The 16,754-nt window shown below is 68.8% G+C and carries 18 protein-coding genes and 1 tRNA gene; 9 read left to right on the top strand and 10 right to left on the bottom strand.

Going from position 1 to position 16,754, the window contains the following annotated elements:
• Positions 1-14 precede the first annotated feature (14 nt).
• The 4 genes from BLT19_RS08400 to BLT19_RS08385 all read left to right on the top strand — a co-directional run bounded on the left by BLT19_RS08400 (position 15) and on the right by BLT19_RS08385 (position 4,713).
• Positions 15-1,655 (top strand): DNA repair helicase XPB, encoded by a 1,641-nt coding sequence (locus BLT19_RS08400; RefSeq protein ID WP_091488703.1) that lies wholly within the window; start codon positions 15-17, stop codon positions 1,653-1,655.
• A gap of 134 nt (positions 1,656-1,789) precedes the next feature.
• Positions 1,790-2,482 (top strand): response regulator transcription factor, encoded by a 693-nt coding sequence (locus tag BLT19_RS08395; protein ID WP_091488700.1) that lies wholly within the window; start codon positions 1,790-1,792, stop codon positions 2,480-2,482.
• Positions 2,483-2,569: 87 nt separating this feature from the next.
• Positions 2,570-4,294, top strand: a complete 1,725-nt coding sequence (locus tag BLT19_RS08390; protein WP_231917853.1) for a sensor histidine kinase — start codon at positions 2,570-2,572, stop codon at positions 4,292-4,294.
• A 131-nt stretch (positions 4,295-4,425) separates the two neighbouring features.
• Complete coding sequence (locus BLT19_RS08385) at positions 4,426-4,713, top strand: WXG100 family type VII secretion target (protein WP_091488695.1); 288 nt, start codon at positions 4,426-4,428, stop codon at positions 4,711-4,713.
• Between the two features lie 63 nt (positions 4,714-4,776).
• On the opposite strand, the gene groL is transcribed toward BLT19_RS08385, so the two are convergent.
• The 5 genes from groL to BLT19_RS08360 all read right to left on the bottom strand — a co-directional run bounded on the left by groL (position 4,777) and on the right by BLT19_RS08360 (position 8,917).
• Positions 4,777-6,405, bottom strand: a complete 1,629-nt coding sequence (gene groL, locus BLT19_RS08380; RefSeq protein WP_091488693.1) for a chaperonin GroEL — start codon at positions 6,403-6,405, stop codon at positions 4,777-4,779.
• A 256-nt stretch (positions 6,406-6,661) separates the two neighbouring features.
• The gene (locus BLT19_RS08375) at positions 6,662-6,862 is read right to left on the bottom strand and encodes a cold-shock protein (protein ID WP_091488690.1); all 201 of its coding nucleotides are present in this window, start codon (positions 6,860-6,862) and stop codon (positions 6,662-6,664) included.
• 148 nt (positions 6,863-7,010) lie between these two features.
• On the bottom strand, positions 7,011-7,583 hold the full coding sequence (locus BLT19_RS08370) for a LytR C-terminal domain-containing protein (RefSeq protein ID WP_091488687.1): 573 nt from the start codon (positions 7,581-7,583) through the stop codon (positions 7,011-7,013).
• A gap of 92 nt (positions 7,584-7,675) precedes the next feature.
• Positions 7,676-7,927: a DUF3263 domain-containing protein gene (locus BLT19_RS08365; RefSeq protein WP_091488685.1), complete on the bottom strand. Its 252-nt coding sequence runs from the start codon at positions 7,925-7,927 to the stop codon at positions 7,676-7,678.
• A 9-nt stretch (positions 7,928-7,936) separates the two neighbouring features.
• A complete protein-coding gene (locus tag BLT19_RS08360) occupies positions 7,937-8,917 on the bottom strand; it encodes a DUF2332 domain-containing protein (protein ID WP_091488683.1) in 981 nt (326 codons plus the stop codon).
• A 91-nt stretch (positions 8,918-9,008) separates the two neighbouring features.
• On the opposite strand from BLT19_RS08360, the gene msrB reads away from it, so the two are divergent.
• Both msrB and BLT19_RS08350 read left to right on the top strand, forming a co-directional pair.
• The gene (gene msrB, locus BLT19_RS08355) at positions 9,009-9,416 is read left to right on the top strand and encodes a peptide-methionine (R)-S-oxide reductase MsrB (protein ID WP_091488680.1); all 408 of its coding nucleotides are present in this window, start codon (positions 9,009-9,011) and stop codon (positions 9,414-9,416) included.
• The gene (locus tag BLT19_RS08350) at positions 9,413-9,958 is read left to right on the top strand and encodes a nitroreductase family protein (RefSeq protein ID WP_231917852.1); all 546 of its coding nucleotides are present in this window, start codon (positions 9,413-9,415) and stop codon (positions 9,956-9,958) included. Before msrB ends, BLT19_RS08350 begins: the two co-directional genes overlap by 4 nt.
• 5 nt (positions 9,959-9,963) lie before the next feature.
• Here BLT19_RS08350 and BLT19_RS08345 read toward each other — a convergent pair whose 3' ends face one another.
• Positions 9,964-10,923, bottom strand: a complete 960-nt coding sequence (locus BLT19_RS08345; RefSeq protein WP_407939825.1) for a DMT family transporter — start codon at positions 10,921-10,923, stop codon at positions 9,964-9,966.
• A gap of 47 nt (positions 10,924-10,970) precedes the next feature.
• Between BLT19_RS08345 and BLT19_RS08340 the strand changes: the two genes are divergently transcribed.
• On the top strand, positions 10,971-11,630 hold the full coding sequence (locus BLT19_RS08340; protein ID WP_091493572.1) for a hypothetical protein: 660 nt from the start codon (positions 10,971-10,973) through the stop codon (positions 11,628-11,630).
• 10 nt (positions 11,631-11,640) lie between these two features.
• On the opposite strand, the gene BLT19_RS08335 is transcribed toward BLT19_RS08340, so the two are convergent.
• The 3 genes from BLT19_RS08335 to BLT19_RS08325 all read right to left on the bottom strand — a co-directional run bounded on the left by BLT19_RS08335 (position 11,641) and on the right by BLT19_RS08325 (position 13,270).
• Entirely contained in the window at positions 11,641-12,102 is a 462-nt protein-coding gene (locus BLT19_RS08335; protein WP_157681816.1) for an LLM class flavin-dependent oxidoreductase, read from the bottom strand.
• 67 nt (positions 12,103-12,169) lie between these two features.
• Positions 12,170-12,242, bottom strand: a tRNA-Thr gene (locus tag BLT19_RS08330).
• A 38-nt stretch (positions 12,243-12,280) separates the two neighbouring features.
• Positions 12,281-13,270 carry a DsbA family protein gene (locus tag BLT19_RS08325; RefSeq protein ID WP_091488675.1) on the bottom strand — a complete coding sequence of 330 codons (990 nt, stop codon included), beginning with the start codon at positions 13,268-13,270 and terminating at the stop codon, positions 12,281-12,283.
• A gap of 229 nt (positions 13,271-13,499) precedes the next feature.
• Between BLT19_RS08325 and BLT19_RS08320 the strand changes: the two genes are divergently transcribed.
• Positions 13,500-14,603 (top strand): ABC transporter ATP-binding protein, encoded by a 1,104-nt coding sequence (locus BLT19_RS08320; RefSeq protein WP_091488672.1) that lies wholly within the window; start codon positions 13,500-13,502, stop codon positions 14,601-14,603.
• Between the two features lie 76 nt (positions 14,604-14,679).
• Positions 14,680-16,005, top strand: a complete 1,326-nt coding sequence (locus BLT19_RS08315) for a DUF4032 domain-containing protein (RefSeq protein ID WP_091488669.1) — start codon at positions 14,680-14,682, stop codon at positions 16,003-16,005.
• 33 nt (positions 16,006-16,038) lie between these two features.
• On the opposite strand, the gene BLT19_RS08310 is transcribed toward BLT19_RS08315, so the two are convergent.
• Positions 16,039-16,680: an NAD(P)-dependent oxidoreductase gene (locus tag BLT19_RS08310; RefSeq protein ID WP_091488666.1), complete on the bottom strand. Its 642-nt coding sequence runs from the start codon at positions 16,678-16,680 to the stop codon at positions 16,039-16,041.
• Between the last annotated feature and the right edge of the window lie 74 nt (positions 16,681-16,754).

Raw genomic sequence — 16,754 nt, 5'->3', positions numbered from 1 at the left:
AGGATTGATCTCTTATGGCTGACGGCCCTCTCATCGTGCAGAGCGACCGGACTGTGCTGCTGGAAGTCGCACATCCGGACGCTGAATCCGCGCGCCACGAGCTCGCGATCTTCGCCGAGCTCGAGCGCGCACCCGAGCACATCCACACGTATCGCATCACCCGGCTGGGCCTGTGGAACGCCCGCGCAGCGGGCCACGACGCTGAGGACATGCTGGCGACCCTCGAGCGCTGGTCGCGGTTCCCGGTGCCGCCGTCGGTGTCGATCGACATCCGCGAGACGGTGGGCCGCTATGGGCGCCTGACCATCGAGCGCAACGACGAGGGCGCGCTGATGCTGCGAGCCATCGACACCGCGGTCCTGACCGAGGTCTCGCGCAACAAGCGCATCCAGCCGCTGCTGATCGGGCACCCCACGCCCGACTCGTACGCGATCGACGCGTGGGCACGCGGGCACATCAAGCAGGAGCTGCTGAAGATCGGCTGGCCGGCCGAAGACCTCGCCGGCTACACCCCCGGAACACCTCACCCCATCGAACTCGAAGAGAACGGGTGGGTGCTGCGCCCCTACCAGCGTCAGGCCGTTGACATCTTCACCGAGGGTGGATCCGGAGTCGTCGTCCTCCCCTGCGGTGCCGGCAAGACGCTGGTCGGCGCCGCGGCGATGGCCGACACCAAGACCACGACGCTGATCCTCGTGACGAACACCGTGAGTGCCCGTCAGTGGCGCGATGAACTGCTCAAGCGCACGTCGCTGACCGCCGAGGAGATCGGCGAGTACTCGGGCCAGGTCAAAGAGGTCAAGCCGGTCACGATCGCGACCTACCAGATCCTCACCGCCAAGCGCGGCGGCCAGTATGCGCACCTCGCCCTGCTGGACGCGCTGGACTGGGGCCTCATCGTCTACGACGAGGTGCACCTGCTGCCCGCGCCGGTCTTCAAGCTGACCGCCGACCTGCAGGCGCGCCGCCGTCTCGGCCTCACCGCCACGCTGGTGCGCGAGGACGGACGCGAGGGCGACGTGTTCAGCCTCATCGGGCCAAAGCGTTTCGACGCGCCCTGGAAGGAGATCGAGGCGCAGGGTTTCATCTCCCCCGCCGCCTGCTACGAAGTGCGCGTCGATCTTCCCGCCGGCGATCGGCTGGAGTACGCCGCCGCCGCCGACGACGAGCGCTACCGACTCGCGGCGACCGCGCATGCCAAGATCGACGTCGTCCGACAGCTCGTGGCCCGCCATGAAGGCGAGCGGATCCTCGTCATCGGCCAGTACCTCGACCAGATCGACGTGCTCGCCGAAGCGTTGAACGCCCCGCAGATCACCGGCGCCACCCCGATCGACGAGCGCGAAGAGCTGTACCAGGCGTTCCGGGTCGGCGAGGTCTCGCTGCTGGTCGTCTCGAAGGTCGCGAACTTCTCGATCGACCTGCCCGAGGCATCCGTCGCCATCCAGGTATCCGGGTCCTTCGGCTCCCGGCAGGAGGAGGCCCAGCGCCTCGGACGCCTGCTGCGCCCCAAGGAATCGGGCAACACGGCCAGCTTCTACACGCTGATCGCCCGCGACACGGTCGATCAGGACTTCGCGCAGAACCGTCAGCGGTTCCTCGCCGAGCAGGGCTACAGCTACACGATCCTGGACGCCGACGCGATCGCCGCGTGAGAGGCCGCACGGATGCTTCGCCATCGCGGCGTGAATCGCCGGGCGTCCGCCGTGTGACCGCCGCGTGACGGCCGATCGGTGCCGCTCCGAGCGATATCCAGACAGCGCATGGGTTTCGTCGCCATAATGAGGCCATGACTGCACCTCGCATCCTCGTCGTCGACGACGAGCCGAACATCCGGGATCTGCTCATCACGAGCCTGCGGTTCGCCGGGTTCCAGGTTCGCGCCGTCTCCAACGGCGCCCAGACGATCTCGGCCGTGCTCGAGGAAGAACCCGACCTCATCATCCTCGATGTCATGCTGCCCGACATGAACGGGTTCAGCGTCACCAAACGGCTGCGCGGAGCCGGCTATACCGCGCCGATCCTCTTCCTCACCGCGAAGGACGAGACCGAAGACAAGATCATGGGGCTCAACGCCGGTGGCGACGATTACGTCACCAAGCCGTTCAGCCTCGACGAGATCGTCGCGCGCATCCAGGCGATCCTGCGCCGCACGATGCAGGCCGACGAGGAATCGGTCATCCGCTCCGGCGAGCTCACCATGGATCAGGACACCCACGACGTGCTCGTCGGCGACGTGTCGATCGATTTGAGCCCCACCGAGTTCAAGCTGCTGCGCTACCTCATGCTCAACCCGAACCGGGTGCTGTCCAAGGCGCAGATCCTCGATCACGTGTGGGAATACGACTTCAACGGCGACGCCGGCATCGTGGAGAGCTACATCTCCTACCTCCGACGCAAGATCGATCCGCACTCCACCGAGCCGCTGATCCAGACCAAGCGCGGCTTCGGGTACATGCTCAAAGCCGGCAAGACCGCCTGACGCGGTCCCTGATCCAAGGGGGACGCACTGGCTAAGAAGACCGATGCGGTCACCCGCTGGTGGCGCAGCATCAGCCTGCGCGCGAAGGTGACAGGCGTCACCGTCACGCTGCTGGCGTTCGGCCTGATCGCGGCCGGTTTCGGCACCGCGGTGTTCCTGCGCAACACCCTGCTCTCGAGCCTCGACGACAGCCTGCGCCAGGTCGCACCGACCGAGATCGGTGCGGGGCTGTTCGACCTGCAGGTGGTCGACGACGTCGTCGCGGCGACCGACAAGGACGACGTGCCGTGCACGGACTACCACGTGGCGCTCTATCAGCAGGGGACGCCCGGCGATCTGCTGATCTCGGGATGCGGCGGCGAGCCGGACCCCGATTTCCCGGCGCAGTTCACCGCCGAGCAGGCGTACGCGGAGGGCTTGGATCCCTTCGACCTGGAGGACGCCGAGACCGGCGCCAAGTTCCGCGCGAGCGTCGCACCGCTGGAGATCCTGGACGGCCGGATCGTGACGCAGCTCGTGGCGCTGCCGACGGCTCCGGTCAATCAGGTGGTGGCCAGCTTCCTCGGGATCTACTCGATCCTCGCGCTGATCACCCTGGTGATCGGCACGTTCGCGACACGGTATCTGGTGACGTTCGCGTTCCGCAGCCTCGGCCAGGTCGAATCGACCGCCATGGCGATCGCCGGTGGCGACTTCAGCCTGCGGATGACCGACATCGAGCCGACCACGACCGAGGTGGGGCGCCTGAAGACCGCCATCAACGCGATGCTCGGCCGCGTGGACACCGCGATCGGACAGCGGGATGCCTCGGTCCGTCAGATGCGCCGGTTCATCGGCGACGCCAGTCACGAACTGCGCACCCCGCTCGTGACGGTGCGCGGGTACGCGGAGCTGTACCGGATGGGGGCGATCACCGGCGACGACGACGTCGCGCAGGCGATGGACCGGATCGAGAAGGAGGCGATGCGGATGGGCGTCCTCGTCGAGGACCTCCTCGCGCTCGCCCGCCTCGACGAGCGCCGTGACGTCGTCATCAATGCGGTGGACCTCCGGCCGATCGCGCGGGATGCGGCCCTCGACGTCCGCGCCACCGCACCCCTGCGCGCGGTCACCGTCATCGACACGACCGCGCAGAGCCCCGAACCGCCGACGGGCGACACCAGGGAACCGGATGCCGCGCCGCCGCCCGCCAAGGGAGGCAGACGGCGCGGCAGCCCCTCGACCGCGACCCTGCGCACCGCGAGCGGTGCGCGATCCCTGCTCCGGCGCCGACCCAGGCCGGCCCCGCCCAGCGACGCCGTGCACATCGAGGACGTGCCACCCACACCCCCGGAGCTGCTCGCGCTCACCGCCCCTGCGCTGAACACGCCGGCCCCGGTGGTGCTGGGCGATGAGAACCGCATCCGTCAGGTGGTGGCGAACCTGCTCGGCAACGCCCGCCGCTTCACCGCGGAGGATTCGCCGATCGAGCTGCGCGTCGGCGTCGACGTGGCCGCCGCGATGGGGTGGATCGAGGTCGCCGACCACGGCGAAGGCGTGCCGGAGCAGATCCGCGACAAGATCTTCCAGCGCTTCTGGCGTGCCGACACCTCGCGCGCTCGAGAGACGGGCGGTACCGGTCTCGGACTGTCGATCGTGGCCTCGATCGTGGACGCGCTGCACGGCGCGGTGTCGGTCGATGAGACGCCGGGCGGAGGAGCGACCTTCCGGGTCGCGTTCCCGCTGGCGCATGAGCGGGATGCCGCGGAGCACCTGCTCATCGAGACGCAGCCGCTGCAGCGGATCGACCTCGAGCGGCTCGACGAGCTCTAGGGGGCCATTCCTCCCCAGGCGCGGCGCTGTCGGCCGTTGTGAACAGCCCGCACCGATTCGGCTCGGCGCCGGCCGGGTCGCTCGTACCGTGGGATGCTCACCGATCCGGTACGCACGCGAGGAGCATCCACATGGCCGTCTATTCCGTCGACAGCGACGCCGTCCTGTCCGCCACCACCGCCGTCCGAGGCACGATCGACCGGCTGCAGGCCGAGACGCAGGCGATGCTCGCCCAGCTCACCCAGCTGCAGACGACGTGGACCGGGAGCGCGTCCGTGGCCTTCTCGAGCGTCGTGGACCGCTGGCGAGCGACGCAGCGCACCGTCGAAGACAGCCTCGGCGAGATCAACCTCGCGCTGGCCGCGGCTGGCCGGCAGTACGCCGAGGCGGAGCAGGCGACGATGGGCCTGTTCCGGTAGTCGCACGCAGAAATGACGAACGGCCCCTCCCGAAGGAGGGGCCGTTCGGCGGAATCGTCGGACTTAGAAGTCCATGCCACCCGTCGGGTCGCCGGCCGGAGCCGCCGCCTTCTCGGGCTTGTCGGCGACGACTGCCTCGGTCGTGAGGAACAGCGCGGCGATCGACGCGGCGTTCTGCAGCGCGGAGCGCGTCACCTTGGCCGGGTCGATGATGCCCTGTGCGAACAGGTCACCGTACTCGCCGGTCGCGGCGTTCAGGCCGAAGCCGGGCTCGAGCTCGGCGACCTTGTTCGCGACGACGCCGGGCTCCAGGCCCGCGTTGAGGGCGATCTGCTTGAGCGGTGCCTCGATCGCGACGCGGACGATGTTCGCACCGGTCGCCTCGTCACCGACGAGACCCGTGATCGACTCCGTCGCGTACGCGACCTTGCCGGCCTGGATGAGCGCGACGCCACCACCGGGGACGATGCCCTCCTCGACGGCCGCCTTCGCGTTGCGAACGGCGTCCTCGATGCGGTGCTTGCGCTCCTTGAGCTCGACCTCGGTCGCTGCGCCGGCCTTGATGACGGCGACGCCACCGGCGAGCTTCGCCAGACGCTCCTGGAGCTTCTCGCGGTCGTAGTCGCTGTCGGTGTTGTCGATCTCGCGACGGATCTGCGTGACGCGACCCTCGATCAGCTCCGGCTCACCGGCGCCCTCGACGATCGTGGTCTCGTCCTTGGTGACGATGACCTTGCGGGCACGGCCGAGCAGGTCGAGCGTGGCGTTCTCGAGCTTGAGGCCCACCTCTTCGGTGATGACCTGTCCGCCCGTCAGGATCGCGATGTCCTGCAGCTGCGCCTTGCGGCGGTCGCCGAAGCCGGGAGCCTTGACGGCGACCGACTTGAAGATGCCGCGGATCTTGTTCAGCACCAGGGTCGCAAGGGCTTCGCCCTCGACGTCCTCGGCGATGATGACGAGCTCCTTGCCGTCCTGGATCACCTTGTCGACGATCGGCAGAAGATCCTTGATGTTCGAGATCTTCTGGTTCGCGATCAGGACGTAGGCGTCCTCGAAGACGGCTTCCTGGCGCTCGGGGTCGGTCACGAAGTAGGGGTTGATGTACCCCTTGTCGAAGCGCATGCCCTCGGTGAGCTCGAGCTCGGTGCCGAAGGTCTGCGACTCCTCGACGGTGACGACACCCTCCTTGCCGACCTTGTCGATCGCCTCGGCGATGAGCGCCCCGATCTCGGGGTCAGCGGCCGAGATCGACGCGGTCGCGGCGATCTGCTCCTTGGACTCGACGGGCTTGGCCGAGGCCAGCAGCTCGTCGGAGATGGCCTTGACGGCCTTCTCGATGCCCTTCTTGAGCGAGATGGGGTCTGCGCCGGCCGCGACGTTGCGCAGGCCTTCCTTGACGAGTGCCTGAGCCAGGACCGTGGCCGTCGTCGTACCGTCACCGGCGACGTCGTCGGTCTTCTTGGCGACCTCCTTGACGAGCTCCGCGCCGATCTTCTCGAACGGGTCGTCGAGTTCGATCTCCTTGGCGATGGAAACTCCGTCGTTCGTGATCGTGGGGGCGCCCCACTTCTTCTCGAGCACGACGTTGCGACCGCGGGGGCCCAGGGTCACCTTGACGGCGTCAGCCAGGATGTTCAGGCCGCGCTCGAGACCGCGACGGGCCTCTTCGTCGAAAGCGATGATCTTAGCCATATGTGTTCGTCCCTCCGGAACGTAAGCGATGGGTATTAGCACTCCGATGATGTGAGTGCTAATCCATTCTGGCACTCGCCCCTACCGAGTGCAAGCCGTGGGAACGGATGCCGCGACACGAAGTGTCACGATGTGCGGCGCCGGGGCTCGGGGAGGACTGCGAAGTGCAGCATCCGCTCTCGGTCTCACTCCCCCGGACACGCAGAACGAGCCGACCCGAAGGCCGGCTCGTGGTGCGTGATGGTGCGGATCGGCCTCAGACGACGCGGACGGCCTCGGCCTGCGGGCCCTTCTGCCCGCTGCCGACGGTGAACTCGACCGTCTGGCCCTCTTCGAGGACACGGAAGCCGCTCATATCGATGTTGGAGTAGTGGACGAAGACGTCCTGGCCGTCGGCCACGGTGATGAAACCGAAGCCCTTCTCGGCGTTGAACCACTTGACGGTGCCCTGGGTCATGCGAATCTCCTGTGTTGCTGCGACTGGGGCCAATCGTATGCAGGCGATTCGGGCCGAAAGGACCCAGACGGCAACTGTTGACACGGACGCATCGAAGTGTTTACCGGCGCGAAACACCGCGTCGGGGAGGGTGGCTCCGGGGCGCGTGTCAGGGCGCGGGAGTGGGTGTCGGCGGGTTCGCCGTGCGGTCCAGACCGATGACGATCGTCAGCTGCTTGCCGTCGGCGCTGGCGGCCGGGTACGCATCGCTCTGCTCGATGTTCGCGCCGCCGATGGCCTCGGCGAGTCCGGCGGCGGCGGCCTCGTCCTCCGGGAGCGCGTAGAAGATCGTCGTCTCGGCGAAGTCGGTCGTCCCGGCCTCGCCGGCGTTGACCTTGTCGGCCGACCAGCCGGCTCCGACGACGGTGTCCTTCATGCGGGTGGCGAGCCCTTCCTCGGGCGTCGCGTTCAGGACCAGGATGTCGTAGGTGGTGTCGACCACGGGCGTGACGATCGGCAGCGGTGCCGCAGTGGGCTCGGGCGTCGGGAACAGCACGACGCGTTCCGTGACGATCAGCGTGCCGAAGATGCCGATGGCGATCAGCACAATGGTCGCGAGCGCCGCCCACAGCAGCACCACCCAGGCGCGCATGCGAGGATTCTCGGCGCGGTGCGCCCCGACACGGCCCGCATCCGCGGGGAGGTCGTCGAAGCGGTCCCGCGGGAAGGTCGTTCTCGGCACCAGACGATCGTACCCGGTGACTCCGGGCGAACCCGATTCAGGGCGGACGGGCGGGTCAGCCGGGCGAACCCGATTCGGGGCGGACGGGCGGGTCAGCCGGGCGAACCGGCGACGCGCGCGATGCGCGCCTGCTGACGGACGTCGCGGATGCGGCGGAGACGCTTGACCAGCATCGGGTCGCGCTCCTGCGCCTCTGTCGTATCGATCAGACGACCCAGCAGCTGGTAGTACCGCGCCGGGGAGATGCCGAGCTGCGCACGGATCGCTTCCTCCTTCGCGCCCGCGTGCCGTCGCCACTCGCCCTCGAAGTCGAGGATGGCGCGATCACGGTCGTTCAGGGGCACGCGCTCACGCTAACCCCGAATCCCCTCCCGGTCCGCGTGCCACTCCACGAACGCGCCGAGTGGGTCCACTGCTGCCAGCACCCGGCCGTTGCGACGCAGCACGAACCCGTTCCAGCGGTCGCGTCCGGCCTCGGATTGCATCGCGCCCGGCGGCTCGATCGACACCCACCGAACGCCAAGTTCGTCGAGCGTCTCGACGATGCGCTCCCGACCAGCGCGCGGGATGTGCGGCAGGACTCCCGGCAGCGTCACAACCAGCGTCGCCCCTGCCGGTGCCAGCGCCGCAACTCCCTCGAGCACGCCCGGTGCTGTCGCGTCGCCGGCCACCAGCACGGGCGGATCCGCCGCGACGAGGTCGAGAGCCGCCTCGATGCGCTCGAATCTGGCCTGCTCCCCCGGCCACACCAGGCTCGTCAGGAAGCCGCGGTCGGCCGGGTCCGCGGCATCCAACGGCGCGAGATCGATCCCCGCGCGCCACACCACCTCCGGCAGCCGCAGCGCCGGTCCGTCGCCGCGATACGCGGAGTGCAGTACGACGGGCGATACCGCCTCCGCAGGGTCGAGGTCGGGCCCGGGCGCGTAGCGGTACGAGTACCGATCCGGATACAGGCACAGCCCGGCGCTCGCGCCGATCTCCAGAAGCGCCAGCGGTCCCGCGATGTCGGCGAACGCCGGCAGCAGCGCCGCGCAGCGCAGCGGCTCGTTCGTCTGGAGGCTCCGGCGCGAGCATTCCGCGACGACAGCCGACGCGTGCGTGCGCACCCACATCGCCCACTCGGGATAGTCCTCCTCCGGCGCGCCGAGCATGCGCGTCACTGCGAAGACGAGCGGCGGCTGACGATGCGTCGCAGGGATCGTCGCCAGCAGTGCGCACAGGTCGCCGTCAGCGGCGACACCCGCCGCCCACTGCGCATAGAGCGCTGATCGTCCGGGCGCCTCGTCGCGTGCGAACCGGGCGAACCGTGCGGCGACGTCGTGCGCGGCATCCATTCCGTCATTCTCTCCGTTCGCTCAGCCACGCACGCCGATCGGGCCGGATCCTGGGGTTGAATGGAGTGTTGTCGAAAGAAGGAGGCTCGTGATGGCCTACAGCGTCGAGAAGTCCGATGAGCAGTGGCGGGCCGAACTCGCCCCCGAGCAGTACCAGGTGCTGCGCCAGGCCGGCACCGAGCGCGCCTGGACGGGCGAGCTGCTCGATGAGAGTCGCGCTGGCCTGTACACCTGCGCCGCGTGCGGTGCGGAGCTGTTCCAGAGCGGCACCAAGTTCGACTCGCACTGCGGATGGCCGAGCTTCTACGAGTCGGTGCGCCCCGAGGCGGTGGAACTCCTGGAGGACACGTCGCACGGGATGTCGCGCACCGAAGTGCGCTGCGCCAACTGCGGATCCCACCTCGGCCACGTCTTCCCTGACGGCTTCGGCACCCCCACCGGCGACCGGTACTGCATGAACTCGCTCTCGCTGCAGTTCACTCCGGAAGCCGACGCGTGACGGCCGCCCTCGAGGCGGTGCGCACCCGCCGGTCGTGGTCGAAGGTGACGGATGCCGCACCCAGCAACGCCGAGCTGGTCGACCTGATCTCGGCTGCCGGACGCGTCGCCGACCACTCCTCCCTGCGGCCGTGGCGCCTGATCGAGTTGCGCGGCAAGGACCGCGACGTGCTCGGTCGCGCCATGAACAAGGCCGAAGGACACGACGGCGTCTCCTCGAAGCCGATGCGCGCACCGCTGCTGATCGCCGTGGTCGCCAGTTACCGCAAGAGCTCGAAGATCCCGCGGTGGGAGCAGGAGGCGGTCGCATCCGGCGTCGCGCATGTCCTCAGCCTTCTGCTGGACGAGGCCGGATGGGGCGTTCTCTGGCGCACCGGCTCCTACACCCGCAGCAAGGCGATCGCGAAAGCGCACGGACTCGGCAAGGACGAGGAGCTCCTCGGCTGGCTGTACGTCGGCGGGAAGCCCGCGAACGCACGGGTCGGTCGGCGCAAACCCGTCGACGGCGGTAAGTACCTCTCGCGGATGCCGTCCAAGAAGTAGCGCTCTCAGCGCGGCCGATCCGTCCGGCCCGGTCTGCGCCACCGCACCGAGGCGACGATCACCGACAGCAGCGCGACGGCGACCATCGTGACCTGCAGGCCCAGGGCCGGCGTCGCAGGAGTCGGCCAGGCCAGGTCGAGCACCAGCGCCGTGACGAGTTGACCGACGACCGTTCCGAGCGCCAGCAGCAGCACTCCCGTATGGGCGACGAGCGCCGCCGACAGGAAGATGTAGACCACCCCGATCGCCCCGCCGAGGTAGACCCACGGCTCGGTCGGGAACGCGTCGGGCGCGCCCACGATCGCGACGTGGATCAGCGCGGCGATCACGAGGATGACCGATCCCCCGGCGAAGTTCACGAACGTCGCCGTCAGCGGCGTGCCCACCCGGGCGCGCAGGCGACCGTTCGTGGCCTGTTGCCAGGCGACGCCGGCGCCGGCGAAGACCGGCAGGATCAGCATCCACAGCGGCACGAGACCGAGCGCCCCGCCGGACAGCGAGATGCCGACGGCCACCAGTGCGAGTCCGCCGCCGACGACGCGCGGCATCGTGACGGCGACTGCGCCGCCCGGGCCGTATCCGGCGCGGTCCAGCACCAGGCTGCACACCACCTGACCGGCGACGAACCCCACCGTGAACAGGGAGACGCCGATGATGCCGACGGCGATCCCCTGGGTGGCGACGGTGAAGGCGCCGGCGGCGCCGCCCGCCAGCATCCACCACGGAATCGAGTGGGAACGCACGCCCTCGACGAGTCGAGCGAAGCCCCGTCGACCTGCCGGCAGCGCGGCCGAGAGCACGATGAGGATTCCGAAGCCGGATCCGAACGACACCGCGGCGGCCACCAGACCGTCTTCGAGCCGGACGCCGAGCTGTCCGTTCACCCGGGATTGCGTCGCGGTCAGGACGCCGATCAGGACCGCGCCGCCCACGGCCAGCCACGCGGGCAGTCGGGGGCGGGTCACGGGTTCTATTCTGCTGCCCGTGTCTGGTTGCCGATTACCCTGGAACGGTGCCCGCTTCTGCGCGATCCCGATCACTGCTGACCTGGCTGCCGGCGATCATCCTGGTGGTCGTCATCGGCGCAATCGTCTTCGTCACGTTCGCGGTGCAGAACTCGTGGTGGGCCGAGGAGAGCCCCGCCGCGTCGGCTGATCAGAAGGCGTCCGACGGGTCCACGATGCTGACCGATGCGGGGTTCGACTACGCGACCGTCGAGGGCATCGTCCGGGTGCGCGTCGGCGACGGCGGACTCCCGGCGGCGCAGTTGGGCCTGGGGGCAGACGAGGAGAAGTCCGCCGAGTTCCGCAGGCCGCTGCGCGTCGTGGTCGCCGGTGGCGACGACGTCTTCGTCGTGGACGACGTCGCCAGCTTGACCGCGCAGGCGGCCGACGGCCGGTTGACCGCCCTGTCCGTCACGTACGACGTCCCGGGGACGTGGGCCGAGGGCGTCGCACGCGTGCGCGGGCTGGCGTCGACGTACGGGTGGGATGCCGTGCAGATCGACGGCCTCGACGAAGCACTGGCCGAGTTCAACAGATCCGGCGAGGGCGATCAGTTCGCCGCATCCGTCGGCCCGTCCGACGGCGGCGCCCGGGTGACGGCGACGCTGGCCTTCGACCGCGGGAGCGGCCTCACTTCCGTGACGCTGCTGTTCGAGCCCGGCAGCTGAACTCGGTCGCTCAGCCGACCGGCGTTGCCAACCGGAGGAGCTCGACGACGTCGTCGAGCCGCCGCTCGGCTGTGTCGGCAACGGGCGCGAGCAGCAGCTCGGTCACCCCGGCGCGCTCGAAGTCGGCGATCCTCCGACGCAACCGGTCCGGGTCGCCCAGGAGGGTGACGCCGTGGACGAGCTCGTCAGGAACCGCGGACGCCGCATCGGCCCGGCGTCCGGCGAGGCACAGATCCTGGATCTCGGCCGCCTCGGCCTCGAAGCCGTATCTGGAGACGATGTCGTCGTAGAAGTTGTTGCCCCTGGCTCCGATTCCGCCGATGTAGAGCGGGCCTCCGCGACGGCGATCGTGTCCAGTCCGGCTGCTTCGTAGGTCTCGACGGCATCCGCGATCTCGCCGATGTCGGACGAGGAGTTCTGTACGGGACGTGAACCCGTAACCCCCTGATGACAACGTTCGTGTCGTCGCCACGTTGAGCCGACTACGGGACGTGAACCCGTAACCCCCTGATGACAACGTTCGTGTCGTCGCCACGTTGAGCCGACTACGGGACTTGAACCCGTAACCCCCTAATTACAAGTTAGGTGCGCTACCAATTGCGCCAAGTCGGCAGGTCTCCCATTCTAACCGGCGCACCGGCGCGAGCCCGTCAGGGGGTGGGAGTGGGAGTGGCCGTCTCCGTTGCGCTCGGCGACGTGGTAGCGGTCGGGGCCGGCGTGGGCGTCTCGTAGTACGCGTCGGAGGCGCTCGTCAGCACGAACTGCGCGAACTCCTTCGGGTCGTTGAGTGCGCCCACATAGGGGACACCGTTCACCAGCACGGTCGGCGTGCTCATGAGGGCGAGTTCGTCGGTGTCCGGCAACCCCTGCAGCGCGCGCTCGGTGGCGGTCTTCGCCCAGGAGGCGAAGTCCTCCTTCTCGATGCACGAGCGGACCGTCTTGGGCGAGTCCGAACCGGCGGCGATCGCCATCGCGGCGAGCTCGCTGTCGTTGTAGCCGTCCGAATCGACCGTGGGCTGCTGCGCCAGCAGGTCGTTGTTGAACTTGAAGAACGCGTCGGGCGAATGCGTCGCGACGCAGGCGGCGGCGCTGGCTGCTCGCAGCGAGTACTTCGTGCCGTTCGACTTGGCGGTGAGCATCGCCACCGGGTAGTACGTCAAGGTCGCGGCATCCTGACTCACCCACTTGGAGAGCTGTTGCGAGTTGGCGAGCTGGAAGTCGCGCGAACCGGTGGAGAGGTAGTCGACGTAGATCCGGATGTCGACCACCGGCTGTGCGGTCTGGGTCGGCTCCGCAGTGGGCTCGGCCGTCGGGGCGGCTTCGAGCGACTGGGCGGCGGTGGTGTCATCAACCGAGCCCGACCCTTGTGCGGTCGCGGCAGTCGGCGGAACCGAGGTGACCACGAATCCGTCGTCCGTGACGTTGGCGGGCTTCATCAGCGGACGCGACGACCCCGTCGTGACCGTCCAGGTGACAACGACGGCGGCGATCGCGATGACAGCGGCGATCGCGACGACCAGAGAGGTCGTCCGGATCACCCGCGCCCGCGACTGCTGCGCCTGAACCTGCTGCGCCTTTTCGCGGACCGCGTGACGGCGGTCGCGCTGCGCAGGCACGTTCGGGGACTCGTCGTTGGACATGGGACCTCTCGGGCGAAGACAGCGGGTCGAGGGGCGGCCCGCAACGACTGCACAGACGTGAGACAGCCGAGGACGATGCTAACCAGGCAGGCTGGGAAATACCCAGACGGACACTGCGCACAGCCCGTGTCATACTTGAGGAGCGCCCGACGAAGGGCGTGCGGGTGAGCTCCCGCCATTCCATCACTACGGATCGTCCGGCACGTACCTGCCGGTGAAGGAGAAGAAAATGGCATCTGTCACGTTCGACAATGCAACTCGGCTGTACCCCGGCGGCACCCGCCCCGCGGTCGACAAGCTGAACCTCGAAGTCGGAGACGGTGAATTCCTCGTCCTCGTCGGCCCCTCCGGCTGTGGCAAGTCCACGTCGCTGCGTATGCTCGCCGGCCTCGAAGAAGTCAACTCGGGCCGCATCCTGATCGGCGACCGCGACGTCACGGACGTCCCGCCGAAGGACCGCGACATCGCGATGGTGTTCCAGAACTACGCGCTGTACCCGCACATGACCGTCGCCGAGAACATGGGCTTCGCGCTGAAGATCGCCGGCGTCGGCAAGGACGAGCGTGCTTCCCGCGTGCTCGAAGCGGCCAAGCTCCTCGACCTCGAGGACTACCTGACCCGCAAGCCGAAGGCCCTGTCTGGTGGCCAGCGTCAGCGCGTCGCCATGGGTCGCGCCATCGTCCGTCAGCCCCAGGTCTTCCTCATGGACGAGCCGCTGTCGAACCTCGACGCCAAGCTCCGCGTGCAGACCCGCACGCAGATCGCGTCGCTGCAGCGCCGTCTCGGCGTCACCACCGTCTACGTCACGCACGACCAGACCGAGGCTCTGACCATGGGTGACCGCATCGCGGTCCTCAAGGACGGCATCCTCCAGCAGGTCGGCACCCCGCGCGACCTGTACGAGAAGCCCAACAACGTGTTCGTCGCCGGCTTCATCGGCTCCCCCGCCATGAACCTGTTCCCGGCGGACCTCGCCGAGGGCGGCGTGCAGTTCGGCTCCGAGGTCGTCCCGCTCGACCGCGACACCGTCGGCCGCGCAAACGGCAGCCAGGTCACGATCGGCGTGCGTCCCGAGGACATCACCGTCGGCCCGGCCGACGGTCGCGGCCTGCCGGTCGTCGTCGACCTCGTCGAGGAGCTCGGCGCGGACGGGTACCTGTACGGTCACACCGACATCGCCGGCAAGCGCACCGACATCGTCGCCCGCGTCGACGGACGCCGTCACCCCAACGCGGGTGAGACGGTGACCCTGGCCGCGAACGCCGGTCACGTGCACGCGTTCGACATCGCCTCCGGCGAGCGCCTGAACGACAAGCCGGTCGTCTCGGCCTAGTCAGCACTTCCGACGGCGCGGGCGGGTCTTGGACCCACCCGCGCCGTCTGTTTTCCCGTCAGCCTCCGAGGGACCCATGCCAGACGCACTCAGCATCACCGCCAGCTCGGTCGATCCCGGACTCCTCACGCTCCCCTGGTCGACACCCCTCGCCGACTGGCCGAGCAGCATCATCGTGTTCCTGCCGAAGGGCCTCTCCCGCCACCTGGTGCGCTTCGCGAACCTGTCGGGGCGCGTGGTGGCGATCAAGGAGACCACCGAGGAGATGGCGCGCCGCGAGTACGACATGCTCGGCAACCTCACGCGGCTCGACGCCCCCTGCGTGGAGCGCGTCGCCGTGATCGCGGGACGCACGGATGCCGCGGGCCGGCCACTCCCGGCAGCGCTGGTCACCGCGCACCTGCGCTTCTCGATGCCCTACCGCGCCCTGTTCACCCAGGTGCTGCGGCCCGACACCGCGACCCGGCTCGTGGACGCGCTGGCCGCCCTGCTCGTGCGCCTGCACAACGTCGGCTTCTTCTGGGGCGATGTGTCGCTCTCGAACACGCTCTTCCGCCGCGACGCCGGCGCGTACGCTGCCTACCTCGTCGACGCCGAGACCGGTGAGCTGCATGAAGGCGGCCTCACGCCCGGACAGCGCAACCACGACCTCGACGTCGCCCGCACGAACATCGCCGGCGAGATCATGGACCTCGAAGCCGGGGGCCGCCTGGAGGGCGGGGTCGACGCGATCGCGATCGCCGACGGCATCATGTCCTCGTACCGGTCGCTGTGGGCGGCGCTGACCGACCAGGAGACCTTCTCGGCGAACGAGTCGTGGCGCATCACCGAGCGGGTGCAGCGTCTCAACGACCTCGGATTCGACATCGGCGAGATGTCGATCCAGGCCACGACCGACGGCACGAAGGTCTCGATCGAGCCGAAGGTGGTGGATGCCGGACACCACCAGCGTCGCCTGCTGCGCCTCACCGGGCTCGATGTCGAAGAGAACCAGGCCCGCAGGCTGCTGAACGATCTCGACGAATTCCGCGCGCGCATCTCGCGGCTGGGAGACGACGAGGAGATGGTCGCGCACGAGTGGCTGACGCGTGTCTTCGAGCCGGTGATCAAGGCGATCCCGTTCGAGCTGCGCTCGAAGCTCGAGCCCGCCGAGGTGTTCCACCAGGTGCTCGAGCACCGCTGGTACATGTCCCAGGCGCGCGGGAAGGCGGTCCCCCTCGCCGAGGTGCTCACGAGCTATGTCGACGACGTCCTCAGCCACCGCCGCGACGAGGCGACGGTGATGGGCCCGCCGACCGAGACGATGTCCATCCCGGTCATCACGGCCGGCGGAACCGCCGTCGGATCGCGGTCGTCCTCGTCGTCGGCGGGCGACGAGGTCGACTGGCGCGACCTCGTGTGAGTCGGGCGGGTCTGGATACGGCGCTGGCGCGCGTCAATACCCGACGGTGAACCGCTCGCGCGAGTGCTTCGGGTCTTCGATCTCATCCACGACCGCGACCGCGAGGTCGGGGCCGGAGATGTACGAGTCGCCCTTCTCGTCGGTCACGAGCACGTCCCCGCCGTCGCGGTACGAGCCGGTCCGCTCGCCCGGCGCCCACACGCCGAACCCGCCGGCCGGGTGGATGTAGAACCAATCGCGTGTGGCCGGACCCGCCTGCAGGTCCTCGAGGATGCCGATCGCCTCAAGCGCCTCGGGCTTGTACTCCTCGGTGAACTCGGGCTGATCCACGAGCCGCTCGCCGCCCTCGGCGACGAGGCTGCCACCGGCGCCGCCGATGACGCCGACGCGGACATTCTCGGCGAGCTCCGCCGTCAGCTCGGCCACGTTGTTGCGCACGTTGCCGACCATGTCACCACGAGCCGGAACAGTGGAGACCACGACATCGACGCCCTGCAGCTCGGCGACGAGGCTGGGGACGTCCAGCAGGGTGCCTTCGATGTAGGTCGCGCCTTCGACGCGCTCGGACGGAACCGTGCGGGCGACTGAGACCACCGTGTGACCACGACTCACCGCCTCCGCGACGATGTTGCTGCCGGCGTAGCCGGTTCCTCCGATGACGGCGATGCGAGCCATGGTCTCCCTTTCGTTGGTTACGACAGTGCCAAGACGGCGGGCGCGGCATTCATTCCCGTGAATGCGTCGGCGGG

This window comes from Microbacterium pygmaeum, from assembly GCF_900100885.1.
Classification (GTDB): Bacteria; Actinomycetota; Actinomycetes; order Actinomycetales; family Microbacteriaceae; genus Microbacterium; species Microbacterium pygmaeum.
This window is presented reverse-complemented; position numbering and strand designations above follow the sequence as displayed.

What these genes read in the sequence shown, in the direction of transcription:
- BLT19_RS08395 (WP_091488700.1), top strand. Translation starts at nt 1,790, where the DNA reads ATGACTGCACCTCGCATCCTCGTCGTCGACGACGAGCCGAACATCCGG.
- BLT19_RS08400 (WP_091488703.1), top strand. Translation starts at nt 15, where the DNA reads ATGGCTGACGGCCCTCTCATCGTGCAGAGCGACCGGACTGTGCTGCTG.
- groL (WP_091488693.1), bottom strand. Translation starts at nt 6,405, where the DNA reads ATGGCTAAGATCATCGCTTTCGACGAAGAGGCCCGTCGCGGTCTCGAG.
- msrB (WP_091488680.1), top strand. Translation starts at nt 9,009, where the DNA reads ATGGCCTACAGCGTCGAGAAGTCCGATGAGCAGTGGCGGGCCGAACTC.
- BLT19_RS08325 (WP_091488675.1), bottom strand. Translation starts at nt 13,270, where the DNA reads ATGTCCAACGACGAGTCCCCGAACGTGCCTGCGCAGCGCGACCGCCGT.
- BLT19_RS08360 (WP_091488683.1), bottom strand. Translation starts at nt 8,917, where the DNA reads ATGGATGCCGCGCACGACGTCGCCGCACGGTTCGCCCGGTTCGCACGC.
- BLT19_RS08375 (WP_091488690.1), bottom strand. Translation starts at nt 6,862, where the DNA reads ATGACCCAGGGCACCGTCAAGTGGTTCAACGCCGAGAAGGGCTTCGGT.
- BLT19_RS08320 (WP_091488672.1), top strand. Translation starts at nt 13,500, where the DNA reads ATGGCATCTGTCACGTTCGACAATGCAACTCGGCTGTACCCCGGCGGC.
- BLT19_RS08310 (WP_091488666.1), bottom strand. Translation starts at nt 16,680, where the DNA reads ATGGCTCGCATCGCCGTCATCGGAGGAACCGGCTACGCCGGCAGCAAC.
- BLT19_RS08385 (WP_091488695.1), top strand. Translation starts at nt 4,426, where the DNA reads ATGGCCGTCTATTCCGTCGACAGCGACGCCGTCCTGTCCGCCACCACC.
- BLT19_RS08315 (WP_091488669.1), top strand. Translation starts at nt 14,680, where the DNA reads ATGCCAGACGCACTCAGCATCACCGCCAGCTCGGTCGATCCCGGACTC.